Origin of the sequence: Flavivirga aquimarina (assembly GCF_030540835.1) — a bacterium.
GTDB lineage: Bacteria > Bacteroidota > Bacteroidia > Flavobacteriales > Flavobacteriaceae > Flavivirga > Flavivirga aquimarina.
On sequence record NZ_JAUOEK010000120.1, the window covers coordinates 163,000 to 181,543 of the forward strand.

An 18,544-nucleotide genomic window follows, 5' to 3' on the forward strand; every position below is an offset into this window, starting at 1 on the left:
AAGTAAGTATTTTAACAATAAAACTAAAATTATTTTAGGACTTCATGCCATTGGTTCTTAACAATACTCCAATCTAATTGCTCTATCTCTTTTCTGGCATTTAAAGTCATTACTTTTGATTCTTTTGGCAAATTTAACACTCCATTAATCGCTTCAATAAATGCTTTTACTGAATTTGGTTCTACTAAAATACCTGTTTGTCCATCCTTTATTAAAAAAGGCATACCTCCTACATTAGTAGAGATAACCGGTAATCCCAATGCCATCGCTTCAATAACACTAACCGGCATATTATCAAAATTAGTGGTATTAATAAAAATGTTATAATCTTTAGATAGTTCTATCCATTCTTGTTTTGATAATTTCCCTGTAAAAGTTACTTCAACTTTTAATTCTTTTGCATATTCTATCGCTTCTTGCATACTTCCATCACTATCGGGACCAATCATACAAAGCTCTGCATCTATATTAATATCTTTTAAGCCTTTTAAAAGCTTGATTGCTAATAGAGGGTTATATATTTTTGAAAATGAACGCACCCATAGCAACTTTACTTTATCTAAAGACCTTTCTTGATATATATATTTGTTAAGTTCTATTGAATTTGGAATACAAATAATATTACTATATTCTAAATCCTCAAAATTGGATTGTATATATTTCGATGGTGCTATATTTTTATAGGCATAATTAAATATTGCTTTCGATAATCTAGGCGAATACTTTAAACGCTCCGGTAAATTCCCTCCACGTAAAATAGGGATGTATTTTAATTTAAAAAATCGACACAATTGACTCACAACCAGTGCGTAATAAAAATTAAATGTGCTATAGGTATCAATTAGGACAAAGTCTATCTGATTTCTATATTTAATAACACTATACATCATATCAAACATCCTAAGTAATTTATTTGTTTTACTTGAAGACGTTTTAACAGAAAATCCTTCAGCCTCTAATAACGCACCTAGAGTTTCAATTGAGGTTTTATTTTTCCCCTTGTTTGATAATTTGTTTCCTATGTAAAGGAGGTTTGTCATAATGTATATTTAATAAACATAATCCATAAATAAATGCCGGGGCTGCAATACGCATGGATGAATGGTTTATTGTTAAAAACCAAAACAAATAAAATGAATAGAAATAAATATTATTCCGATTCTGGACTCTAAAAAACAATGGACTTAACAATAATATTGAAAAAGCAATAATACCAAATATACCATGTTCTCCAACAATTCGACTCATTTCATTGTGTGATGCCGCTTTTACCCCTTCTTTTTGAAATCTCAATTCTTTGAGTTTTCCAACACCCACTCCTAAAAAAGGGTTTTCAAAAAACTCGTTAAGCTCGTTGGCAAAAAGATTTGTTCGCCCTGTTGTAACATCTTGCTTCTCTCTTCCTAATGCATCTTGATTACTATAACGTTTATCAATTAAACCTTCAGTATTCAAAGAACTAATGGACCAAGTTAACAACATACCTATTCCAAAAATAAATAAAGAAAAAAGTACTCTAAATCTAAGTTTATTATTGGCCTTAATATAGAAAGTTAAAACAAACATTAAAATAATAATGATTGCAACAAACACTCCTCCTCGGCTAAAAGTTATGATAGCCCGATACGCCATTAATGTTAAAATAGAAATGTTTACGACCTTCAAAAACATAGATTTTGATTGAAAAAACAATCTACCGGTTAAAAGAAAAACACCTAAACCTAAAACTGTAGACACTTGATTTGGGCCAAAACCTCCGGAAGCCTCAAAATTAGATTGAGTTCCAGAAAGAATATCTTTGATACTAGGGCTGTAAAAAAATAAGTATACAGTAATAGACATTAAAGGAAGTAACGCACCCAGTAATATATTTTGAAGGTCTTTTATATGTATTCTTCTATTATAACAATAAAGTGAAGTTACCCCTAAACATATCGGGCCGCTTAAATTAAATGCTATGGCCGTACGTACATTGGTATCGTAATCTAGTGTAAAAATTCCAACAATAATTCCCGGAACCAGTATTAATAAGTAAATAATATATTTATAAGATCTTTTTCCTATACCATCTCCCAAAGCCAAGCCTATTACAATAAATAGTATAATTAAATACTTTGATGATTCATAAAAAAAGTTGCCGCCTGTCATTCTTAAAAAAACTTCGGACCCCACAACATAAGCACAAGCAATCAATATATATATATGCCTTTTAGCATGTGAAGCCTGTGAAATTTTAAATAATGAAATACCAACAACAGCTAGAAAATAGAGGCTAGATAATGGCTTAAAGACAAAAATGCCAAAGCCAATACCAATATGCAATAAAACAAGATTAATATAATTATTAAAAATATTATTCTTCATAAATTGAAATCAAAGCCTTTATATTCTTTTCTACATTATAATTTGTTGCTATATTTCTATACAACATACTCCCATGACTTTTTCTTAAATCGTAATTGTTAATATAATTTAACAAGGCTTTTGAAAATTCCTTAATATCAACTTCAACTAAAGTCCCTTCATTTTCATTCCTTATTGCATGATTACAATACCCCACATTTGTCGCTATAACAGGTAATTTCGCCAATCCATACTCCAATAGAGTTAAAGGAAAACCTTCTGAGGATGACGTCAACACCCCTATATCACTCTGGTTTAAAACATAATGGATATCTTTAATTTGCCCATAGAAAAAGATATTATTCAAATTGTGTTCCCTAATGTAACCTTTTAATTCATTGGAATAGGCATCATCAAAATCTTTTCCGACCAAATGTAAACTCCATCCATCAATCAATTTACTTACCTCTTTAAACACTTGAAACAAAAATATATGATTTTTCGGGTGTCTAAGGTTAGCGACACAAATTAATCGTTTTCCAGCTTCCCCTTTTAAATGTGTTACTTGTTTTTCTTCCTTTTTTAAAACCGAAAAGTTAGATAAATAATATACTTTTTTACAATGTGTATTTATTTCAGCCCAATTTTTGAGATCATTATTAACTGTTATTATTTTTGAAAAAAAATAAGAACAATATATTAAAACTCGGTTTTTAGATTTACTAACAAGAATTCTATTTCCATTATGATCATGCCAAATTATCGATACGTTTCTATTTCTTAATTTTAAAAGAGAAGCAAAAAAATAAGATGTCGAATGAGCATGAACTATATCGATTTGATTCTTTTTTATAAAGCTATGCAATTTGTTCACAGCTTTAAAGTCCAAAACCTTTTTTCTATTTAAGAATAAATAACCTATGCCAGGCTTTATTTCTTGTTTTAAAGGCCCCTCTTTTCTTGAAGCACAAATAAACGAAGCTTCAATGTCATTAACTAAGTAGTTGGCATAGTTAACTGCTGTTCTCTCAGCACCACCAATTTGTAAAGAATCTATTAATTGAAGTACCCGCATACTATTTGAGTAATTTAATAATTTCTGTTTCAAACGCCTCTAACGTATATTTTTGTGACCATTTGCAAGCTGCTAATGACATTCTTCTTAGTTTATCCCTATCTTGTAAATCCTCTTTAATGGCTTTAGTAGCTGATTTAACTTCAGAACCTATTAACAAACCTCTTTTCCCAAAATCTAACATATATGGAATACAAGATATTTTTGTAGCAATAGGAATGACGCCAAAAAACATAGCTTCGGCTATAACCTTAGGCCAGCCTTCAGATTTAGAAGGTAATATTAAAAAATGTGCCGTTCTAAGGGTTTCTTGAATTACTTCTAACTTTTGACTACCTTCAATTTGAACAATTGTTTCTAAATTATTTTCCTTAACATAATCATTAAGTTTATTCATTAATACACCTCTTCCAAATAATTTTAGTTGTACCTCAAATCCTGAATCTCTTAAAGCTTCAATGATCTCAATTGCTAAAAAAGGATTTTTACCTTCTACTAAACTACCAACAAAAAGGAACTGAAGTTTAGTATTATAGTCTCTTTCTTTAGCCTCAAGCTTATCTTTATCCTTAAAAGTGGCGGTGAAAAATGATTTAATGTTTTTAGACTGTTTTTCCCAGTAACCATATACCAAAACCTTAATATTTCTACTTAATAATGTACTCCTTAAAATGGATTTCTGAATACGATAACTAAAAGGCTGCCTACTATTAGGATCCCAATTCCCTGCATATTTGACTGTTTTAGTTTTCCTCGGGAAAAAGATTTGAATTAAACAACCTATCAAACCAATACTCCCAGGGCAGCGTAAATGTATATGATCGGCCCTGTTACATGCTTTTAATATTACAATAAAAATTAAAGGGATTTTAATCATTGAATTCAAACTACTCCTAATTGAAGTAAAAGCTATTGACGGAACTTTATTAAAAATTATATCTTCACGATCATATGGTATTTCTAAATTGATAAATGAATCTTTAGCCTCTGGAGCTACTACTTCAACCTTGTCTACATGTTTTAACCATAAATTCATCTCACGAACATAAGGTGCATATGCATAAAGCGATTTCCCTAATCTTCTATGTAATGTATGCGAAATGATCAAAAACCTCATGATTGAACTTTAGGCCTATTAAAAAACAATGAAAACCAACCTACTACACGACCTAAACCTTCTGTAAAAGCTTCTCTTTTTTTATTTGTATTTATAATATTGGCAAACCTAATAAGTGTTAACAAAAAGGCTATAGCATTCCACTTTATTCTTGCTTTTAACTTGGGCTTAGGATATTTTACACGCCAAACATACCATCCATTTCTTATAACCATTTTACCATATTTATATTTATTAGGCCTTCCAGAAGCATCATGGTAATGATTTATTTTTGCTGATGTATTAATAACATTTTTTCCATAATTTAAAGCTCTCAGGCTAAAATCGGCATCCTCATATAAACCATAGCCTTCAAAATAAGTCGAAAACTTAATCTTGTTAAATAATGTCTTTCTAAAACTAAAAGACATTCCTATCAATAAATCTACTTTATATATTTTATTATTCAATGGATAACCATTAGTCCTTCCATTTGAGAATTCCGGCATGACTCCAGGTAATAACCGCGAATTCAACCCTAAATAGTTTCTCACAACATTTCTTAAACCTTCTTTAACTGCAAAACCGTCGATTATATAGAATTTTTTCTTATTTAACTTGCTAATCTTTTTGGGTTTAAACCATCTATTTTCATTAACAGAAACTCCACCAACACCAATAACTTTATCATCTTTAATAAAGGTTTCTATCACTTGTTTGAAATAGTCTACTTCTAATTCCGTATCATCATCTAAAAAACAAACAACTTCAGAATTCTCAGCTACTAAATTTATCCCAAAATTTCTTTGCTTAGTTAAGCCTCTATCTTTTTCCTCTACCTTAAAGTATTTTAAGTTTTTGAGTAATGTAGCTGCCACTAAGTTTTTTGTGTTATCATTAGTGGAACCGTCAATAACCAAAATCTCATTAGGATACAAATTTTGTTTGTTTACTGAAAGTAGAAGCTTATGTAAAGACTCTTCCCTCATATATGTACATATAATCAATGAAAATTTCATGAATTATTTTTAAAAAGTATTAATCATCATGTTTTGTGCAATTATAAAAATCTATATTAAAATTCACAAAACTACATAGTAAAGAAAGTTAATAAATAGTATTAAGCCTGTAACACCAACTACTAGTATTACCTAATAAAATACTAACGAGTACACTTCTCTTTGTTTTAACCCTTGAATGAATATGTTCTTTCTATCAATTTTGTTTTAAACCTTGCTGTTTATATAATCATTCTCCATTTTTAGCTGGGTATATATCTTCAATTATTTTTTTTGTAAATGCTTTTGCTCCATCAATATTTAAATGTCCACAATTAAAAAAAACTCCTCTTGATCATCAAAAATACTAACATAATCTAATATAGAGGGTATTGATAATTTTAAAGTTTTTAACTTATCTCTGTTTTTGGCATATTTACAAAACGGAGCTGTGAAATATATAAGTTTTGCCCCTGTTCTTTCTGTTATATCATTTATTGCTTCAAGTTCTTGATTTGTGTCATTAAAATGTGTTGGTAAATTTCCTGAAATTTCTAAACCTTTCCCTCTTTTGGGTTTAAACCCTAAGTCAATTTCTTTTTTAGGTTTTTTGTTAATAAGTGAGGTAAAAAACTGCCTAAACCCAACCACTTTATCATATTTCATATAACGATAAAAAGGCACATAAGTATAGTAAAAATTATCTCCATCTTTCTTCAATTCGTTTTTAACTAAAGGGTGATCGAGGAAAGGCACCAAATTGGCCTTAAAGTTTTGAGAAAGTCCTTTTTTATTAAAATTGTAGTCAATTTGTATAACAATAGTATCTATGGAAATCTCTTTAGACTCTGCCAAAGCTAATAGAATTTGCATATCTCCAATAGTACCTCCAGATATACCTAAGTTAATACATGATTTACCTGTTAATTTTTCCACCAGTTCACAATCAATATGATTTTCTGTTCTGGAAGACCCTAAAAAAGCAATATCATAATGCTCCTTTTTTAACTGAAGTATCTTGTGAATTTTATTTTTTGGCACATTGTTTCGAAAAGTATATGAATAAAGGGCATCACATATATACATTATCAAGACGGTAATAATTATAATTTTAAGTATGTAAATATAAAATTGCTTCATTTAAAATTGAAAATAAATAAACTCTTGATGATCCGAATATACACCTAAAGTTAAAATCATGAATACAATAAATGAAATTTTATACCATTTAAACCTACCCGAAAAAGGATGCTCAAAACATCTGTTAGACCATTCTAACAAAACAAAAACGCTTATGAGTAATAGTATCTCAATACTATAGCCTTCTAAACTTAAATATTGGATTTTGAATTGTAAATTGATAAATAATCTTTTAAGGTAACTTAACGCCGTATATAAATCATCTGCTCTAAAAAAAACCCATGCCAACGTGACTAAAATAAAAGTAGTTGATATCTGAATCCACTCTTTAAATATAGGAAACATTCTACCTTCTGAAGCCTGGTTAATATTATTTCTATGCCTATTCACTAATAGCAATGGTATAAAAAAAAGCGGCATGTAAAGCTCCCCAAACAATAAATGTCCAATTCGCGCCATGCCAAAATCCACTTATTAAAAATATGATAAAAACATTCCTAGTTTGCTTTTGTTTATTCACTTGTGACCCACCTATAGGAATGTAAATATAATCTCTAAACCATGTCGATAAAGAAACATGCCATCTTCTCCAAAACTCAGCAACATCTCTTGAAAAATAAGGATAATTGAAGTTTTTCATTAATTCAAAACCAAAAAGTCTTGCCGTACCAATAGCAATATCGCTATATCCTGAAAAATCACCATAAATTTGAAAAGCAAAATATACAGCTCCCATAATAAGTGTTAAGGAGTTTAATGTTTCATAATTCTCAAAAATTGCATTCACATAAATGGCACAATTATCTGCTATAACAATCTTTTTAAATAAGCCCCAAATAATTAAATGTATTCCCGATTGGGCTCCTTCAAAACTAAAAACTCTTTTTTTAAAAAATTGTGGTAGCAAATTGGTTGCTCTTTCTATTGGCCCAGCAACCAATTGCGGAAAAAAGGCTACAAACGTCGCAAAATTTATGAAGTTTTTTGTAGGTTTTAATTTGTTTCTATAGATGTCTATTGTATAGCTGAGTGTTTGAAAAGTATAAAAAGATATTCCTACTGGAAGAATAATCTGAATCGACGAATTCTGCATAGTTACACCTATAAGAGACCATGCTTGAACCCAACTATCAATAAAGAAATTATAATATTTAAAAAAGCCTAATATTCCAATATTAAATACTATGCTTAGTATTAACAACTGCTTTCTTCTACTTTTTATTTCTGTCTTTCTTATAGCTAAACCTATAAAGTAATCTAAAATAGTACTTAATGCTATGAGTGCTAAAAAACGATAATCCCACCATCCATAGAAAAAATAACTGGCACATAATAATAGTACATTCTGTGCTTTTAAGCTTCCTTTAACCAAAAACCAATAAAGCATAAAGGTTGTTGGAAGAAATAACAAAAAAGCAATAGAATTAAAAAGCATACTTAAACTTTTTTAACAACCCATACTTTATCTAAAAAATGAGTTCTCTTTTTAATAGAATTAAATTTCATGATTTATTCAGTTCTCACACCCAGCTTCATTAAATTTTTAGCATAAAAAACAGATTTTTTATATTGTAAAATGCGATAAGGTAACTTTATTAACCTTAAAGGGAAATACATCTTTGGTCCTTTAAACAAATACCGAATAAAATATTTATACCTATATTCCTTCCGTTGTGCTTCCGAAAACTGCTTATACAATTGATACATAATAGTTGGACTGGGTCTTGGTGTTATGGTTTTGACAGGAACATCTAATTCCCAGGGTTGTACCTTTCGTTTCTTCCCAATAATTTTGGCTTGAGTTCCCCAAAATCGGTACCCTCCTTGTGGTGGCTTTAAATGTAAATTTGCTGAAAACGGATTATGTAATACTACCACCCCAATCTTTGAGAGTGATATACCAAAGTCACTGTCTTCCCCATAACCTCCATCATAATTTACATCGTTCCCTTTTAGTACCTCAATGTACTCCCTTTTTACACAGGAATTGGCATTTGAAAAAGATTGACTCACACCTACCTTCCACCGGACGGCATCCATCGTCTTCAATTTAACACTTAAATCTTCTAAAGTTTGGTTTTCATGATCGGCTTCAATATCAAGCCCATTACAAGCACCTGCACCATATGTTTGAAGTAGTCTAATATGGTTTTCAATAAAATTAGATGGAATTCTAATATCATCATCTCCAAAAACAATATAATCGCCGTTACATAGATTAATGGCTTCATTTCGAGCTCTACAACTTCCTTTTGTGGTTTGCCACTTAAAAATAACTTCAAACGGGTATTCCCCACCCTTATATAAAGATTCATCTCGCTTGTCTACAGGTGTTGCATCAACTACAATTACCTGACTCACAGGATACGATTGTTTCCTGAGATCTTCAAGTAACCTCAATGTATAATCTTGACGCAACATTGTAGGTATTATATAACTAACCGTGGGATTACCTTCAATAGCATTTAAATCTCTTGGAGGAATCAAACGCTTATTTTCTCTTTTTTTATAATGCTTAAAGACAGAATTAAAGGTCTTTAGTTCTTTATATTTCCAAAAACCTTTACGCCACAACATGTATTTGGCTTGATTTTTTTTGAAATTCTTTCGGTAAAACAGATATCTATCAATAGCAGTGATAACTATGGGTTCTTTATTATCATTCAAGAACAACCCATTCACATAAAGTGGTATCGCTCCGTTATTTCGCAAAGCATTGTATGCAAAATCCAGTGCAGCCATATATGTATTATCATAATCATTATCAAAGCCATCTAAAGACTCCCAAACAGATTTTCTAATAACAAAACTATTCGGGTTTAATCGCCAGCTTACACAACTACCTAAATTGTTGAAATCATGACCATACCAAAAAAAAACAGCTGTTTGATACAAAATATCAGGAAAAGCATTTTTAAATCCTTGCTCAAAAGAACTATGCCACATATCTCCCATACCATTGGCTAAATCATTTAATATATTGAAATTAGGTTCTCCTTTATAGAGAAGCTCAATTCCATCTGGAGTTGTATATGGTTTTAATATCATTTGTGGAAATTGGTAAGTTTTATATATAATTCAATATTATTTTTTGCTAAAATACCAGATTCAAACTTTTCTTTAACTAATGTTCTTGCATTTCTTCCATAAGTGTTTGCCTGCACATTATCCTCTAACAATTGCTTCATCTTTTCAGCGTATAATAAATGATTTTTAGGGTTTACTGTAAAGCCGGTCTTCCCATCTATCATGATTTCGTTCGACCAACCAATGTTCGATGTAATCATGGCTTTTTCCATAGCCATAGCTTCCAGCCAACTCATAGGAAGTGCTTCGGCAAAACTAGGAAGTGTTACCAAGTTGGCTCTGTTAATTATTTGAACCACTTCAGCGTAAGGAACTTCCTTTAAATACTTGACTTTCGTTTTAGCATTCTCGGAAAGAATATCAAAAAACATATCCAGTGTCGACCTTTTTTCAAAAACATCTGTGGTATCTCTTCCCAAAAGCGTCAAAGTTACATCCTCTTTCATCTCAACCAATATATTAAAAGCCATGGCAAGCTCCAAAACACCCTTCTTCCTAATTATGGATCCAAAATACAATATTTCATTTTTGACAATTTTACCATCTTGGGGCTTAAATGCAGAAACGTCGATACCGTTATGAATAACCTGAATGTTTGTTTTTAAACTAAAAATCTCCTTGGTTTTATCTGCAGTAAAAGCACTAACAGAAACAATTTTCGTAGCTTTTTCTAAGGCCTTTTTTTCAAAGAAATAATTTTTCCATTTCTGCTTTCTCCTTCCCAAATGACAAAAATATCCATCGGAACCATGAAGTCTGATTACTAATGGGCGGTTTAAATTCATAAATGCTGTTACCCCCGTCCAATCAGGAGCTTCGAGTACATCAATATCCTTTTCAAGCACCATTAAGTTAATATATTTCTCCAAATATTTCCTGTACAAAAACCATCCTAAAATTATATATTTCCTATGTCTAATAGCATAAATAGTAATCCCTTCATCCAATAGTGTTTTGTCTTGGATCTGCCCATAAACGAAAACCGTTACTTTATGATTATTTCGTATGAGTTCTAAAGCCAGATTCTTAATGCTGGTTCCTAAACCTGCTGCTTTATTCAAACTAGCATGTGGATATTCCGGACTTATAAAGGCTATGTGCATGGTAGTAAATTTATATGGTCTTTTACCATTTTGTCCAAATAGTACTGTTCTTCTACTAACTTACTCACATCTTGCTTAATAACATATTTTTTCAACACAATGTTATTAATTATTTCTGCCAGATCTTCAATATTTCCAGCTGGATATATATATCCGTTTTCAGAATGCGTAATAACCTCAAGATTCCCCCCTACCTGGGTGGTTACTACAGGCACATTAGCTGATAGGCTCTCTAAAATTGATAAACTAAAGCACTCCATATAGGTAGGCTGTAGCATAAAATTATAGTTACAAAAAAGCTCTGAAAGTAACGGAGAACTTCCTTTAAAGTGAATACAATCGTCTAAATTTAAAGACATGCTCAATTCCTTCAACTCATCTTCGTATGATCCTTCACCATAAATATCGATATGTATTTCTTTTTTTACTTCCTCACTTAGCATCGATACTGCTTTTATTAAATCCTGTATGCCTTTCGAAGGTCTTAAATGTGAAGCTACGATAAACTTATTTGACTGGTCGGTTGTCCTTTTTTTAAACACATGGCATGCTATACCATTGCGCACAACAGGAACTCTAGATGCCAGAAAATGTCCATAATCATTAAGAATATGCTTTTTTGTATATTCTGAAACAGCAATAAATTGATCTATATACTTCGAGTAAAAAAGGCCTTTAATCCAGTTTTTCATCCTTTTTTTAATTGGAAACCCATTTAGAGGCCTTGGGTTATGATCAACAGCCACTATATATCCTTTGTGTTTTTGTTTTACCCATTTATAAAAGGGTGTACAAAGTTCTGTAAAATGAGTAATAACGATATCATACCTTATATCATTTTGCTCACAATGCTTCATAAAAAAACGCTCTACCGAACTTTTATTATCCGTATGAATATTTAACTCCTTGTAAAACTCGAACGCCTCATACTTTGAAAAAAACCAATTGGTATGATACCCCTTTTCCTTGACTTCTTTATCGAAGGCTATATAAAAGCGATCCATACCGCCTATTCTATCTGGCTGCAATGTATAATTGCAAACTATTGCTATATTTTTTGTCTTAGGTGTCACTTTTTTAAAGCTTCTATTATGCGCTTACTTGTTCCTAAAATTGGTTTTCCTATCTCAAAATCAAGTATTTTTTGTCTATTCTCTTTTCTTTTCTCAGGATGCTCCAGAGCTTCCTTTAAATATTTGTGCAATTCTAATTCATTTTTGGCAATTGCAACAGCACTACTATCAATGACATACTTATAGTGCCTATATTTCAAAAATTTCTGGTCATTATACAGGCCGTTTTCAAGATTGCCAAATGCAACATTGATCACTGGCTTTCCAAATATCATAAAGTCTAAACTCATAGTGGAGAGCATATTTATATTGACATCGGAAAAGGACAGCACCGATTTTAGATCTATTACATCCTCTTCTGTTGGTAACCGTTGTGACCACATTTCTGAGTGTGCTTTTCTAGTTTGAATCCATTTTGGCATATTCCATCTAACATCAGGAAATTCACTCATTAAATTCTTAAAACGTTTACCATCTTCAGCTGGAGACGTTCTCACCAAAAGTTGCAATTCTTTTTGCGAATTTATGTAACTTAAAACTGCCCTTACATGAACTTCATCATTCTTTCCTATGGAACTATCGGCGCAACTATAGCATATAATACGCTTACTTTTATCTAAATTAAATTTATCGTAAAAAGCATCTTTATTTACTTCATACTTTTCTAATACATAAGATTCAAACTGAGGTGTTCCTACGACTTGTATTTGAGATTCTTTCACTCTTGAATAAAACTCCAAAAGTTCTTTCTTCATCAAGTCACTCCACACAAAATAATTATCGAAGTCTCCACTCATTCTCCCTTTAGATGCTAAATTATCCCAACTAAAAATAAACGTTATGGTCTTTATTTTTAAAACATTTGCTGCTAGTATTAAAGGAGCAATATACGGTGGACGTTGGTGCGTAAAAAACAATGCATCTGGTTTATGAATTTCCAACAGGTCTATGTATGAGTGTGTTGTTTTATTCTTTTTAAAACTTTGTCGCTGTAGCTTATAATATAAGGATATCCATGTTTCTGAATGAAAAAAATAAGTCCAAAGAAAAATTAATCTTGTAAAAATAGCCCGTTTGCTAAAAGTTCTGGGATAATGTATTTTCAGATTGCTTTGAATTCCAAAATTATTCTTCTTATGGTTTTGCAAGTGAGCAACCTCCTTAAGCTTTCTAAAAAACCAAACTGTAGGTTTCTCTCTAAAATCCTCTAATTCTTCAATATAAGAATTGGGTGTTTGAAAACCATCAAAACTGGATTTTGGCAGCCCCGAAAAAATCACGATTTTATCAAAGTGGCTTTGTGCTTCACTTAAAAAATCACTTAAAATGTAATTCCTAAAGCCTACACCATCTGTTATAACCAAACCTAATGTCTTCATTTTCTCAACTTCATTATTAAATATTTATAATATTTCCTTATTAGTTTTTGCATGTAAAACCATCGCTTTTTATAGATAATAACATCCATAAAATCTGTCTCAATATTATTTTCTACACCATTGGCATTTAGAATAACATTAATACGATCAGTATGCTTTTTATTTTCACCATAACTTCTTGCATACCAAGTATGGCATAGTAATTTCTTATTCTCATAATATACGTCATTTGCAATCATATCGCTACACATCTTAGATTCCAGGAAAAGAAACCTTTTCTCCTGTCGTCTTAACCAAAAATAAAAACAATAATAGGGTTCGTATAAACTTTTGCGATCAAAATCTCCTTTTAACCCAGAAAGGTCATCCTGAAATTCTCCTTCTTCAATGTACTGATTCTTTAGCATTTCTTTTTTATTCCAGATATTGAATACTTCTTTCAAGTTAATGACGGAAAAAAAGGTATTTATCACAAAGGGATTCTTTTTTCTATGTAAGACTACACCACCATCTCTTACACCACAAACTGTAATGCCTTCTATATTCATTTTATCAATAAGGGAAAAAACAAGTTTATTATCTGTAAATACAACATCTTCATCAGCCATAATAAGCCAATGAATACCTTTGTTTTTTAGTTTATGCATCATATAGACAAGACTGTGAATACCATGCATACCGTCTCTACCGTCAATAATATATTTTTGAACACCTTCTGGAAATAGTATTGATGTCTTTCTGTACAATTCGAAATTGGCAACGGTAGTAAGAATAGCTGTCTTAGAAACCTGCATACTTAACATGTTTTTTGTGCTCTTATAAGCCCTCGTCGCAAATAAGGTACGTCGAGATTTTTATCGTACATATAAATCATATAACCTCTGGAAGTTTGTGCAGTGAAGCCGTAAGATTTTAATTGCGTCATAAAAGCTTTTTCGTCATCTTGTTTATGATACGTGCATATAGCTATTTTTAAATTGATATGCTTCTTTAAAATACTTTCGCATGAATTCAAAAAATTTTGCTCTTCTCCTTCTATATCTACTTTAAAGAAGGTAATATCAGGATTTTTTTTGTAAAAGCTATTCATGGAAATTGTAGATTCACTCTCAAAGTTAGTCACAAACTTATTTATGATTACCACTTTATCTTTCCAAGGTTCAAACGTTGCTTTTAATGGCTCAATCCATTCCTCATCAGGCTCAAATAAATAAATCTTTCTCACACTTTCTATAATCGATAAGGAAAAATTTCCTTCAGCTGCTCCTACATCCGCAACAACATCATGTCTATCCAAGTTGAAATTATCAGTTATATATAAATGAGGAGAGTTTTTATCCTGATCGAGTAATAGCCCATAATATAGGCTCTTTATTGCTTTATCAGTCATGTTTTTTTTAAAATAAAGCCTTTTATTTTGATGCATAACATATCTTAATCCATTTGATTGATCAAAGTAAACTTCAATCACTTCTTTTTTGTATTTCTTAGCAAAATTATAGGGAAAAACAGATACAGGGTTTTTCTGTAAATATGTTACAACCTCTTTAATTTCTTCATCATTATTGGCTTCATGATAGGTCAATATATTATTTCGTAAAGACGCTTTGAATTGGGCTAATTTATTTCTCTGACGCTTCCTTTTTATTTTATTTATAAAATGGTTTGGAACAACCACTTTGATTATATAAATCAACCAATTTTTAGCTTTCTTTTTTAACATATGTTTAAAAATTAGTTTTTCATGGATTTAAGATAGTCTTCTGCCATTCTCCAATCAGATAATGTATCAATATTAATTGCTGCTGCTTCAGGAGACTCTATATAACTTATTTTGGAACCGTATAAAGAATTCTGCTCTAACAAGACCTCCGTTTTAGTAATATAAATACATCCGTCTCTAAAATAATAGTCTGAGGGTAAATCCTGTCGGCGTGTTACAATCTCTTTTTCACTAGTAAACAGTTCCAAATTCCCTTCATTATTCTCTTTAAAAATCCAGTGTGGGTTGAACTTATGTGGTACTTTCTGAACCGATATTAAAGCATCTGTTCCGGTATTTACAAATTTATTTATCGCTTTATCAATAAACTCAGACGTCTTAAATGGTGTTGTTACCTGAAGTAAACAAACTGCGTCATAATAAACACCCTGATCTATAAAATATTTAAGAGTATGCTGAATAACAGGTAATGTAGGTGTACTATCTAAAGCCAAATCGGCGGGTCGTTTAAAAGGAGCTTTCAGCCCTATTTGTTTTGCTACTTTCATAATGGCTTCATCATCTGTACTTAACACCACATCGCTAAGACCATTGGCTTTATTTGCAGCATCAAAAGTATATTGAAGCAATGGTTTGTTGTCAAGCTTCTTTATATTCTTTCCCGGAACAGATTTAGAACCTCCACGAGCTGGTATAATCCCTAAAATTTTCATTAATACATAATTGTTTTGTGGAATCTTAGATCTGTATTTGCTATAATACTCGCTATTTTTTCACCTGAATTGCCAACACCATAAATACCATCACTTGTGGCCAATCTATTTTGTTTAATTCTATCTAAAACACCTTTCATAATACTGTCTTGTTCATAGGAAACATCAATAACATTAAGCCCTCTCGCTCTTCCGTTTTGCCGGGTTCCTATGTTTACTACTGGAACTCCTAAATAGGCACATTCTCTAATTCCAACACTTGAATTTCCAATAAGGCATTTGGAATTAATCAATAAACGCAAAAAATCTTCGGGCTCCATATTCTTAAAAAAATGAATGTTTTCTGGTTTGTAGATCTCTCTATAAGAACGTATTCCGTTTGATGTACCATCTGCACCAGCATCTACATTAGGCCAAAACCAGAATGTTGGTATATCTAGTTCATGAACCACCTTGAGTGTGTTCAACACATTTTCCTTTGCCTGATTGTATTCGGTTGTCACCGGATGTTGTAAAACCACTAAATAGCCTCTTTTCCAATCAATATTATTCCCAACACCTCCATATTTCTCTATAGGATTAAAATTTAATTCTGGTGCTTTATTAACGTTTCGAGCTATATCTATTGAAGGACAACCTGTATTAAAAACGTAACGCTCATCTTCACCCATTTTTATAACTCTTTCTCTTGCTTCTTCTGAGGCTACTAAATGAAGATCGGCTAATTTAGTGTTAGCATGCCTAACCTTTTCATCAATGTTTCCCGTAACTTCGCCTCCTTGTATGTGTATTAAAGGAATATTCTGGTAAGAGGCCGCAATGGATGTTGCTAAAGTCTCGAAACGGTCTGCTATAGTTACTACGGCATCAGGCTTTAGGTTATAAAATGTATTTGCTAATTCCATCACCCCTAACCCTGTAGTCTTAGCCATTGAGGTTTTATTTTCTCCTTCTAATACCATAAAAACTTTGGCGTCAATCTTAAATCCGTCATTTTCTATATAGTCTACAGCATTTCCATAACGGTCTAACAACGCAGACCCCGCAACAACAAGTTGTAATTGAAGATTTGGATGCTTATTTATTGCCGACAATGCTGTTTTGATTCTGCTATACGATGGTCTGGCAGTTATAACGACACATATTTTCCTTTTACTCATTTAAATCTTGTTTGGTTAGGAATTCCCATTGCTTCATACCTCTGGTAATTGTTTTACCTATCACATCTTTAAAATTAGTTGCTGATATTCCTTTATTAGCTGGTTTTTTGGCTTCTAAATCTGAAAACGTTAAAACATGCCCGGTACTCAAATCTTTATTGACGGCCAGAGACTTTTCAAAAATGGCCTTAAGTTCTTTAAATGATGTATTATCATTTTTATTTACAGGGTTAGCAGTCGCTATTTCAATGTTTCGTATAGCATTAGTTAAGGTTCTTATCTCTTCGATAGTTAAAGATGAGCTTACATCGGGGCCGAACATCTCTTTATTAAAAACAGCATGAAACTCGATTATTTCGGCTCCAAGCGTCACTGCTGCAATACTTGTTTCAAGCTTTGATGAATGATCGGAAAACCCAATAGGAACATCATATCTGCCCTTTAGCTCAGCAATCATATTTAAACCGTATTGTTCTGGTTTTGTTGGGTAAGAGGTTGTACACTGTAATATGGAAAATTCAACCTGTCTGGATTTTAAAAAGTCAACTGTTTTATCTAATTCTTCCAAAGAACTCATCCCCGATGATATAATGAGTGGTTTCGATGTCTGTGCCAAGCGTTCTAATAATAAGAAATTAGTGACCTCGCCTGAGCCTACCTTAAAACATTTTACGTCGAGCTTCTCCAATAAATCCACAGCAGCATTACTAAAAGGAGAACTTATAAATTCTACCCCTTTTTCATCGCAATGTTCTTTTAGTCCTTTCCATTGTTCGTTGGTGAATTCCATACGTTTCCAATACTCATACCTAGTGGTATCTTGCTTTGAAAACTGAACTCTAAAAGGTTCATAAATACTGCTTTCGGCTTCTGCTATATGGGTTTGAAATTTTACAGCATTGACACCTGTTTTCGATAAAGCATCAATGTATGCATGAGCCATTCCTAAACTACCGTTATGCGCCTGTCCAATTTCTGCAATTATTTTAACACTCATTCCTTAATTTTTTTGGCAACAATACCGTAACTCATGCCTTGAGTCATTGGGTTTCGAGATTCAATAAAGGCCTCTACTCTATATTTTATCCAGTCCTTAAACGAAGAAATTTTCCTCTTTTTATATTCAATATCAACTATGGCATATTCTAAAACTTCCAAACCACATCTTTTTAAAAAAGCAATCACGATATGCTTCCAGGGCGTAAAAACATGATTCTCTTCAATATGCTTTTCCTGGAAAGCAAACAAAGCACCTCGTAAAAATAAACTCAATGTATTTTTACTTGATTGTGGATTAGGGGTGGTAAGTACCAGTACGCCATCTTTCTCCATGTGATTTGCTATATTCTGCAGTCCTAAAAGCGGATTGTCCAAATGTTCTAAAACTTCCAGAAATATGACTAGATTCGCTTTCTCAGTACCTTCAGGAACACGATCGTTTAAATCCCAAATAATAGATTTGTCTATTTTTTTTATGATATCAAAAGGTTGCCATTGTGCTCCAAGTTCGAGTACTGTTTCTTCCATGTGACCGAATCCAGCACCTATGTCACTAACAACAATCTTTGATTCTTTTGGCTTATACTTTTGCAGCATTTCTTTTGCAAAAGCACCTCTGTTACTATATATTTTGGGCTCTGTACTCAATTATAAA

The 18,544-nt window shown here is 31.8% G+C and carries 16 protein-coding genes and 1 pseudogene; all 17 read right to left on the reverse strand.

Features of this window, described 5'->3' with window-relative positions:
• Positions 1 to 29 precede the first annotated feature (29 nt).
• Positions 30 to 1,040: a glycosyltransferase family 4 protein gene (locus Q4Q35_RS12080; RefSeq protein ID WP_303278233.1), complete on the reverse strand. Its 1,011-nt coding sequence runs from the start codon at positions 1,038 to 1,040 to the stop codon at positions 30 to 32.
• Positions 988 to 2,364, reverse strand: coding sequence for an O-antigen ligase family protein (locus tag Q4Q35_RS12085; RefSeq protein WP_303278234.1), 1,377 nt, complete (start codon positions 2,362 to 2,364; stop codon positions 988 to 990). Before Q4Q35_RS12085 ends, Q4Q35_RS12080 begins: the two co-directional genes overlap by 53 nt.
• Entirely contained in the window at positions 2,354 to 3,451 is a 1,098-nt protein-coding gene (locus Q4Q35_RS12090; protein WP_303278235.1) for a glycosyltransferase, read from the reverse strand. Before Q4Q35_RS12090 ends, Q4Q35_RS12085 begins: the two co-directional genes overlap by 11 nt.
• A complete protein-coding gene (locus Q4Q35_RS12095) occupies positions 3,420 to 4,535 on the reverse strand; it encodes a glycosyltransferase family 4 protein (protein WP_303278236.1) in 1,116 nt (371 codons plus the stop codon). The genes Q4Q35_RS12090 and Q4Q35_RS12095 overlap by 32 nt, the downstream gene beginning before the upstream one ends.
• Entirely contained in the window at positions 4,532 to 5,533 is a 1,002-nt protein-coding gene (locus Q4Q35_RS12100) for a glycosyltransferase family 2 protein (protein WP_303278237.1), read from the reverse strand. Before Q4Q35_RS12100 ends, Q4Q35_RS12095 begins: the two co-directional genes overlap by 4 nt.
• A 300-nt stretch (positions 5,534 to 5,833) precedes the next feature.
• Positions 5,834 to 6,553, reverse strand: coding sequence for a hypothetical protein (locus tag Q4Q35_RS12105; RefSeq protein ID WP_303278238.1), 720 nt, complete (start codon positions 6,551 to 6,553; stop codon positions 5,834 to 5,836).
• Between the two features lie 99 nt (positions 6,554 to 6,652).
• Positions 6,653 to 8,087 (reverse strand): annotated as a pseudogene (locus Q4Q35_RS12110) (MBOAT family O-acyltransferase).
• A 74-nt stretch (positions 8,088 to 8,161) separates the two neighbouring features.
• Complete coding sequence (locus tag Q4Q35_RS12115; protein WP_303278239.1) at positions 8,162 to 9,700, reverse strand: glycosyltransferase family 2 protein; 1,539 nt, start codon at positions 9,698 to 9,700, stop codon at positions 8,162 to 8,164.
• On the reverse strand, positions 9,697 to 10,842 hold the full coding sequence (locus Q4Q35_RS12120) for a glycosyltransferase family 4 protein (RefSeq protein ID WP_303278240.1): 1,146 nt from the start codon (positions 10,840 to 10,842) through the stop codon (positions 9,697 to 9,699). The genes Q4Q35_RS12115 and Q4Q35_RS12120 overlap by 4 nt, the downstream gene beginning before the upstream one ends.
• Complete coding sequence (locus Q4Q35_RS12125; protein ID WP_303278241.1) at positions 10,833 to 11,915, reverse strand: glycosyltransferase family 4 protein; 1,083 nt, start codon at positions 11,913 to 11,915, stop codon at positions 10,833 to 10,835. Before Q4Q35_RS12125 ends, Q4Q35_RS12120 begins: the two co-directional genes overlap by 10 nt.
• Complete coding sequence (locus tag Q4Q35_RS12130; RefSeq protein ID WP_303278242.1) at positions 11,912 to 13,294, reverse strand: glycosyltransferase family protein; 1,383 nt, start codon at positions 13,292 to 13,294, stop codon at positions 11,912 to 11,914. Before Q4Q35_RS12130 ends, Q4Q35_RS12125 begins: the two co-directional genes overlap by 4 nt.
• Positions 13,291 to 14,088 (reverse strand): hypothetical protein, encoded by a 798-nt coding sequence (locus Q4Q35_RS12135; RefSeq protein WP_303278243.1) that lies wholly within the window; start codon positions 14,086 to 14,088, stop codon positions 13,291 to 13,293. The genes Q4Q35_RS12130 and Q4Q35_RS12135 overlap by 4 nt, the downstream gene beginning before the upstream one ends.
• A 2-nt stretch (positions 14,089 to 14,090) precedes the next feature.
• Positions 14,091 to 15,017: a class I SAM-dependent methyltransferase gene (locus tag Q4Q35_RS12140; protein ID WP_303278244.1), complete on the reverse strand. Its 927-nt coding sequence runs from the start codon at positions 15,015 to 15,017 to the stop codon at positions 14,091 to 14,093.
• A gap of 11 nt (positions 15,018 to 15,028) precedes the next feature.
• A complete protein-coding gene (locus tag Q4Q35_RS12145) occupies positions 15,029 to 15,730 on the reverse strand; it encodes an acylneuraminate cytidylyltransferase family protein (RefSeq protein ID WP_303278245.1) in 702 nt (233 codons plus the stop codon).
• Positions 15,730 to 16,890 carry a UDP-N-acetylglucosamine 2-epimerase gene (gene neuC / locus Q4Q35_RS12150; RefSeq protein WP_303278246.1) on the reverse strand — a complete coding sequence of 387 codons (1,161 nt, stop codon included), beginning with the start codon at positions 16,888 to 16,890 and terminating at the stop codon, positions 15,730 to 15,732. The genes Q4Q35_RS12145 and neuC overlap by 1 nt, the downstream gene beginning before the upstream one ends.
• Positions 16,883 to 17,887, reverse strand: a complete 1,005-nt coding sequence (locus Q4Q35_RS12155; RefSeq protein ID WP_303278247.1) for an N-acetylneuraminate synthase family protein — start codon at positions 17,885 to 17,887, stop codon at positions 16,883 to 16,885. The genes neuC and Q4Q35_RS12155 overlap by 8 nt, the downstream gene beginning before the upstream one ends.
• Positions 17,884 to 18,537 carry a class I SAM-dependent methyltransferase gene (locus Q4Q35_RS12160; RefSeq protein ID WP_303278248.1) on the reverse strand — a complete coding sequence of 218 codons (654 nt, stop codon included), beginning with the start codon at positions 18,535 to 18,537 and terminating at the stop codon, positions 17,884 to 17,886. Before Q4Q35_RS12160 ends, Q4Q35_RS12155 begins: the two co-directional genes overlap by 4 nt.
• Between the last annotated feature and the right edge of the window lie 7 nt (positions 18,538 to 18,544).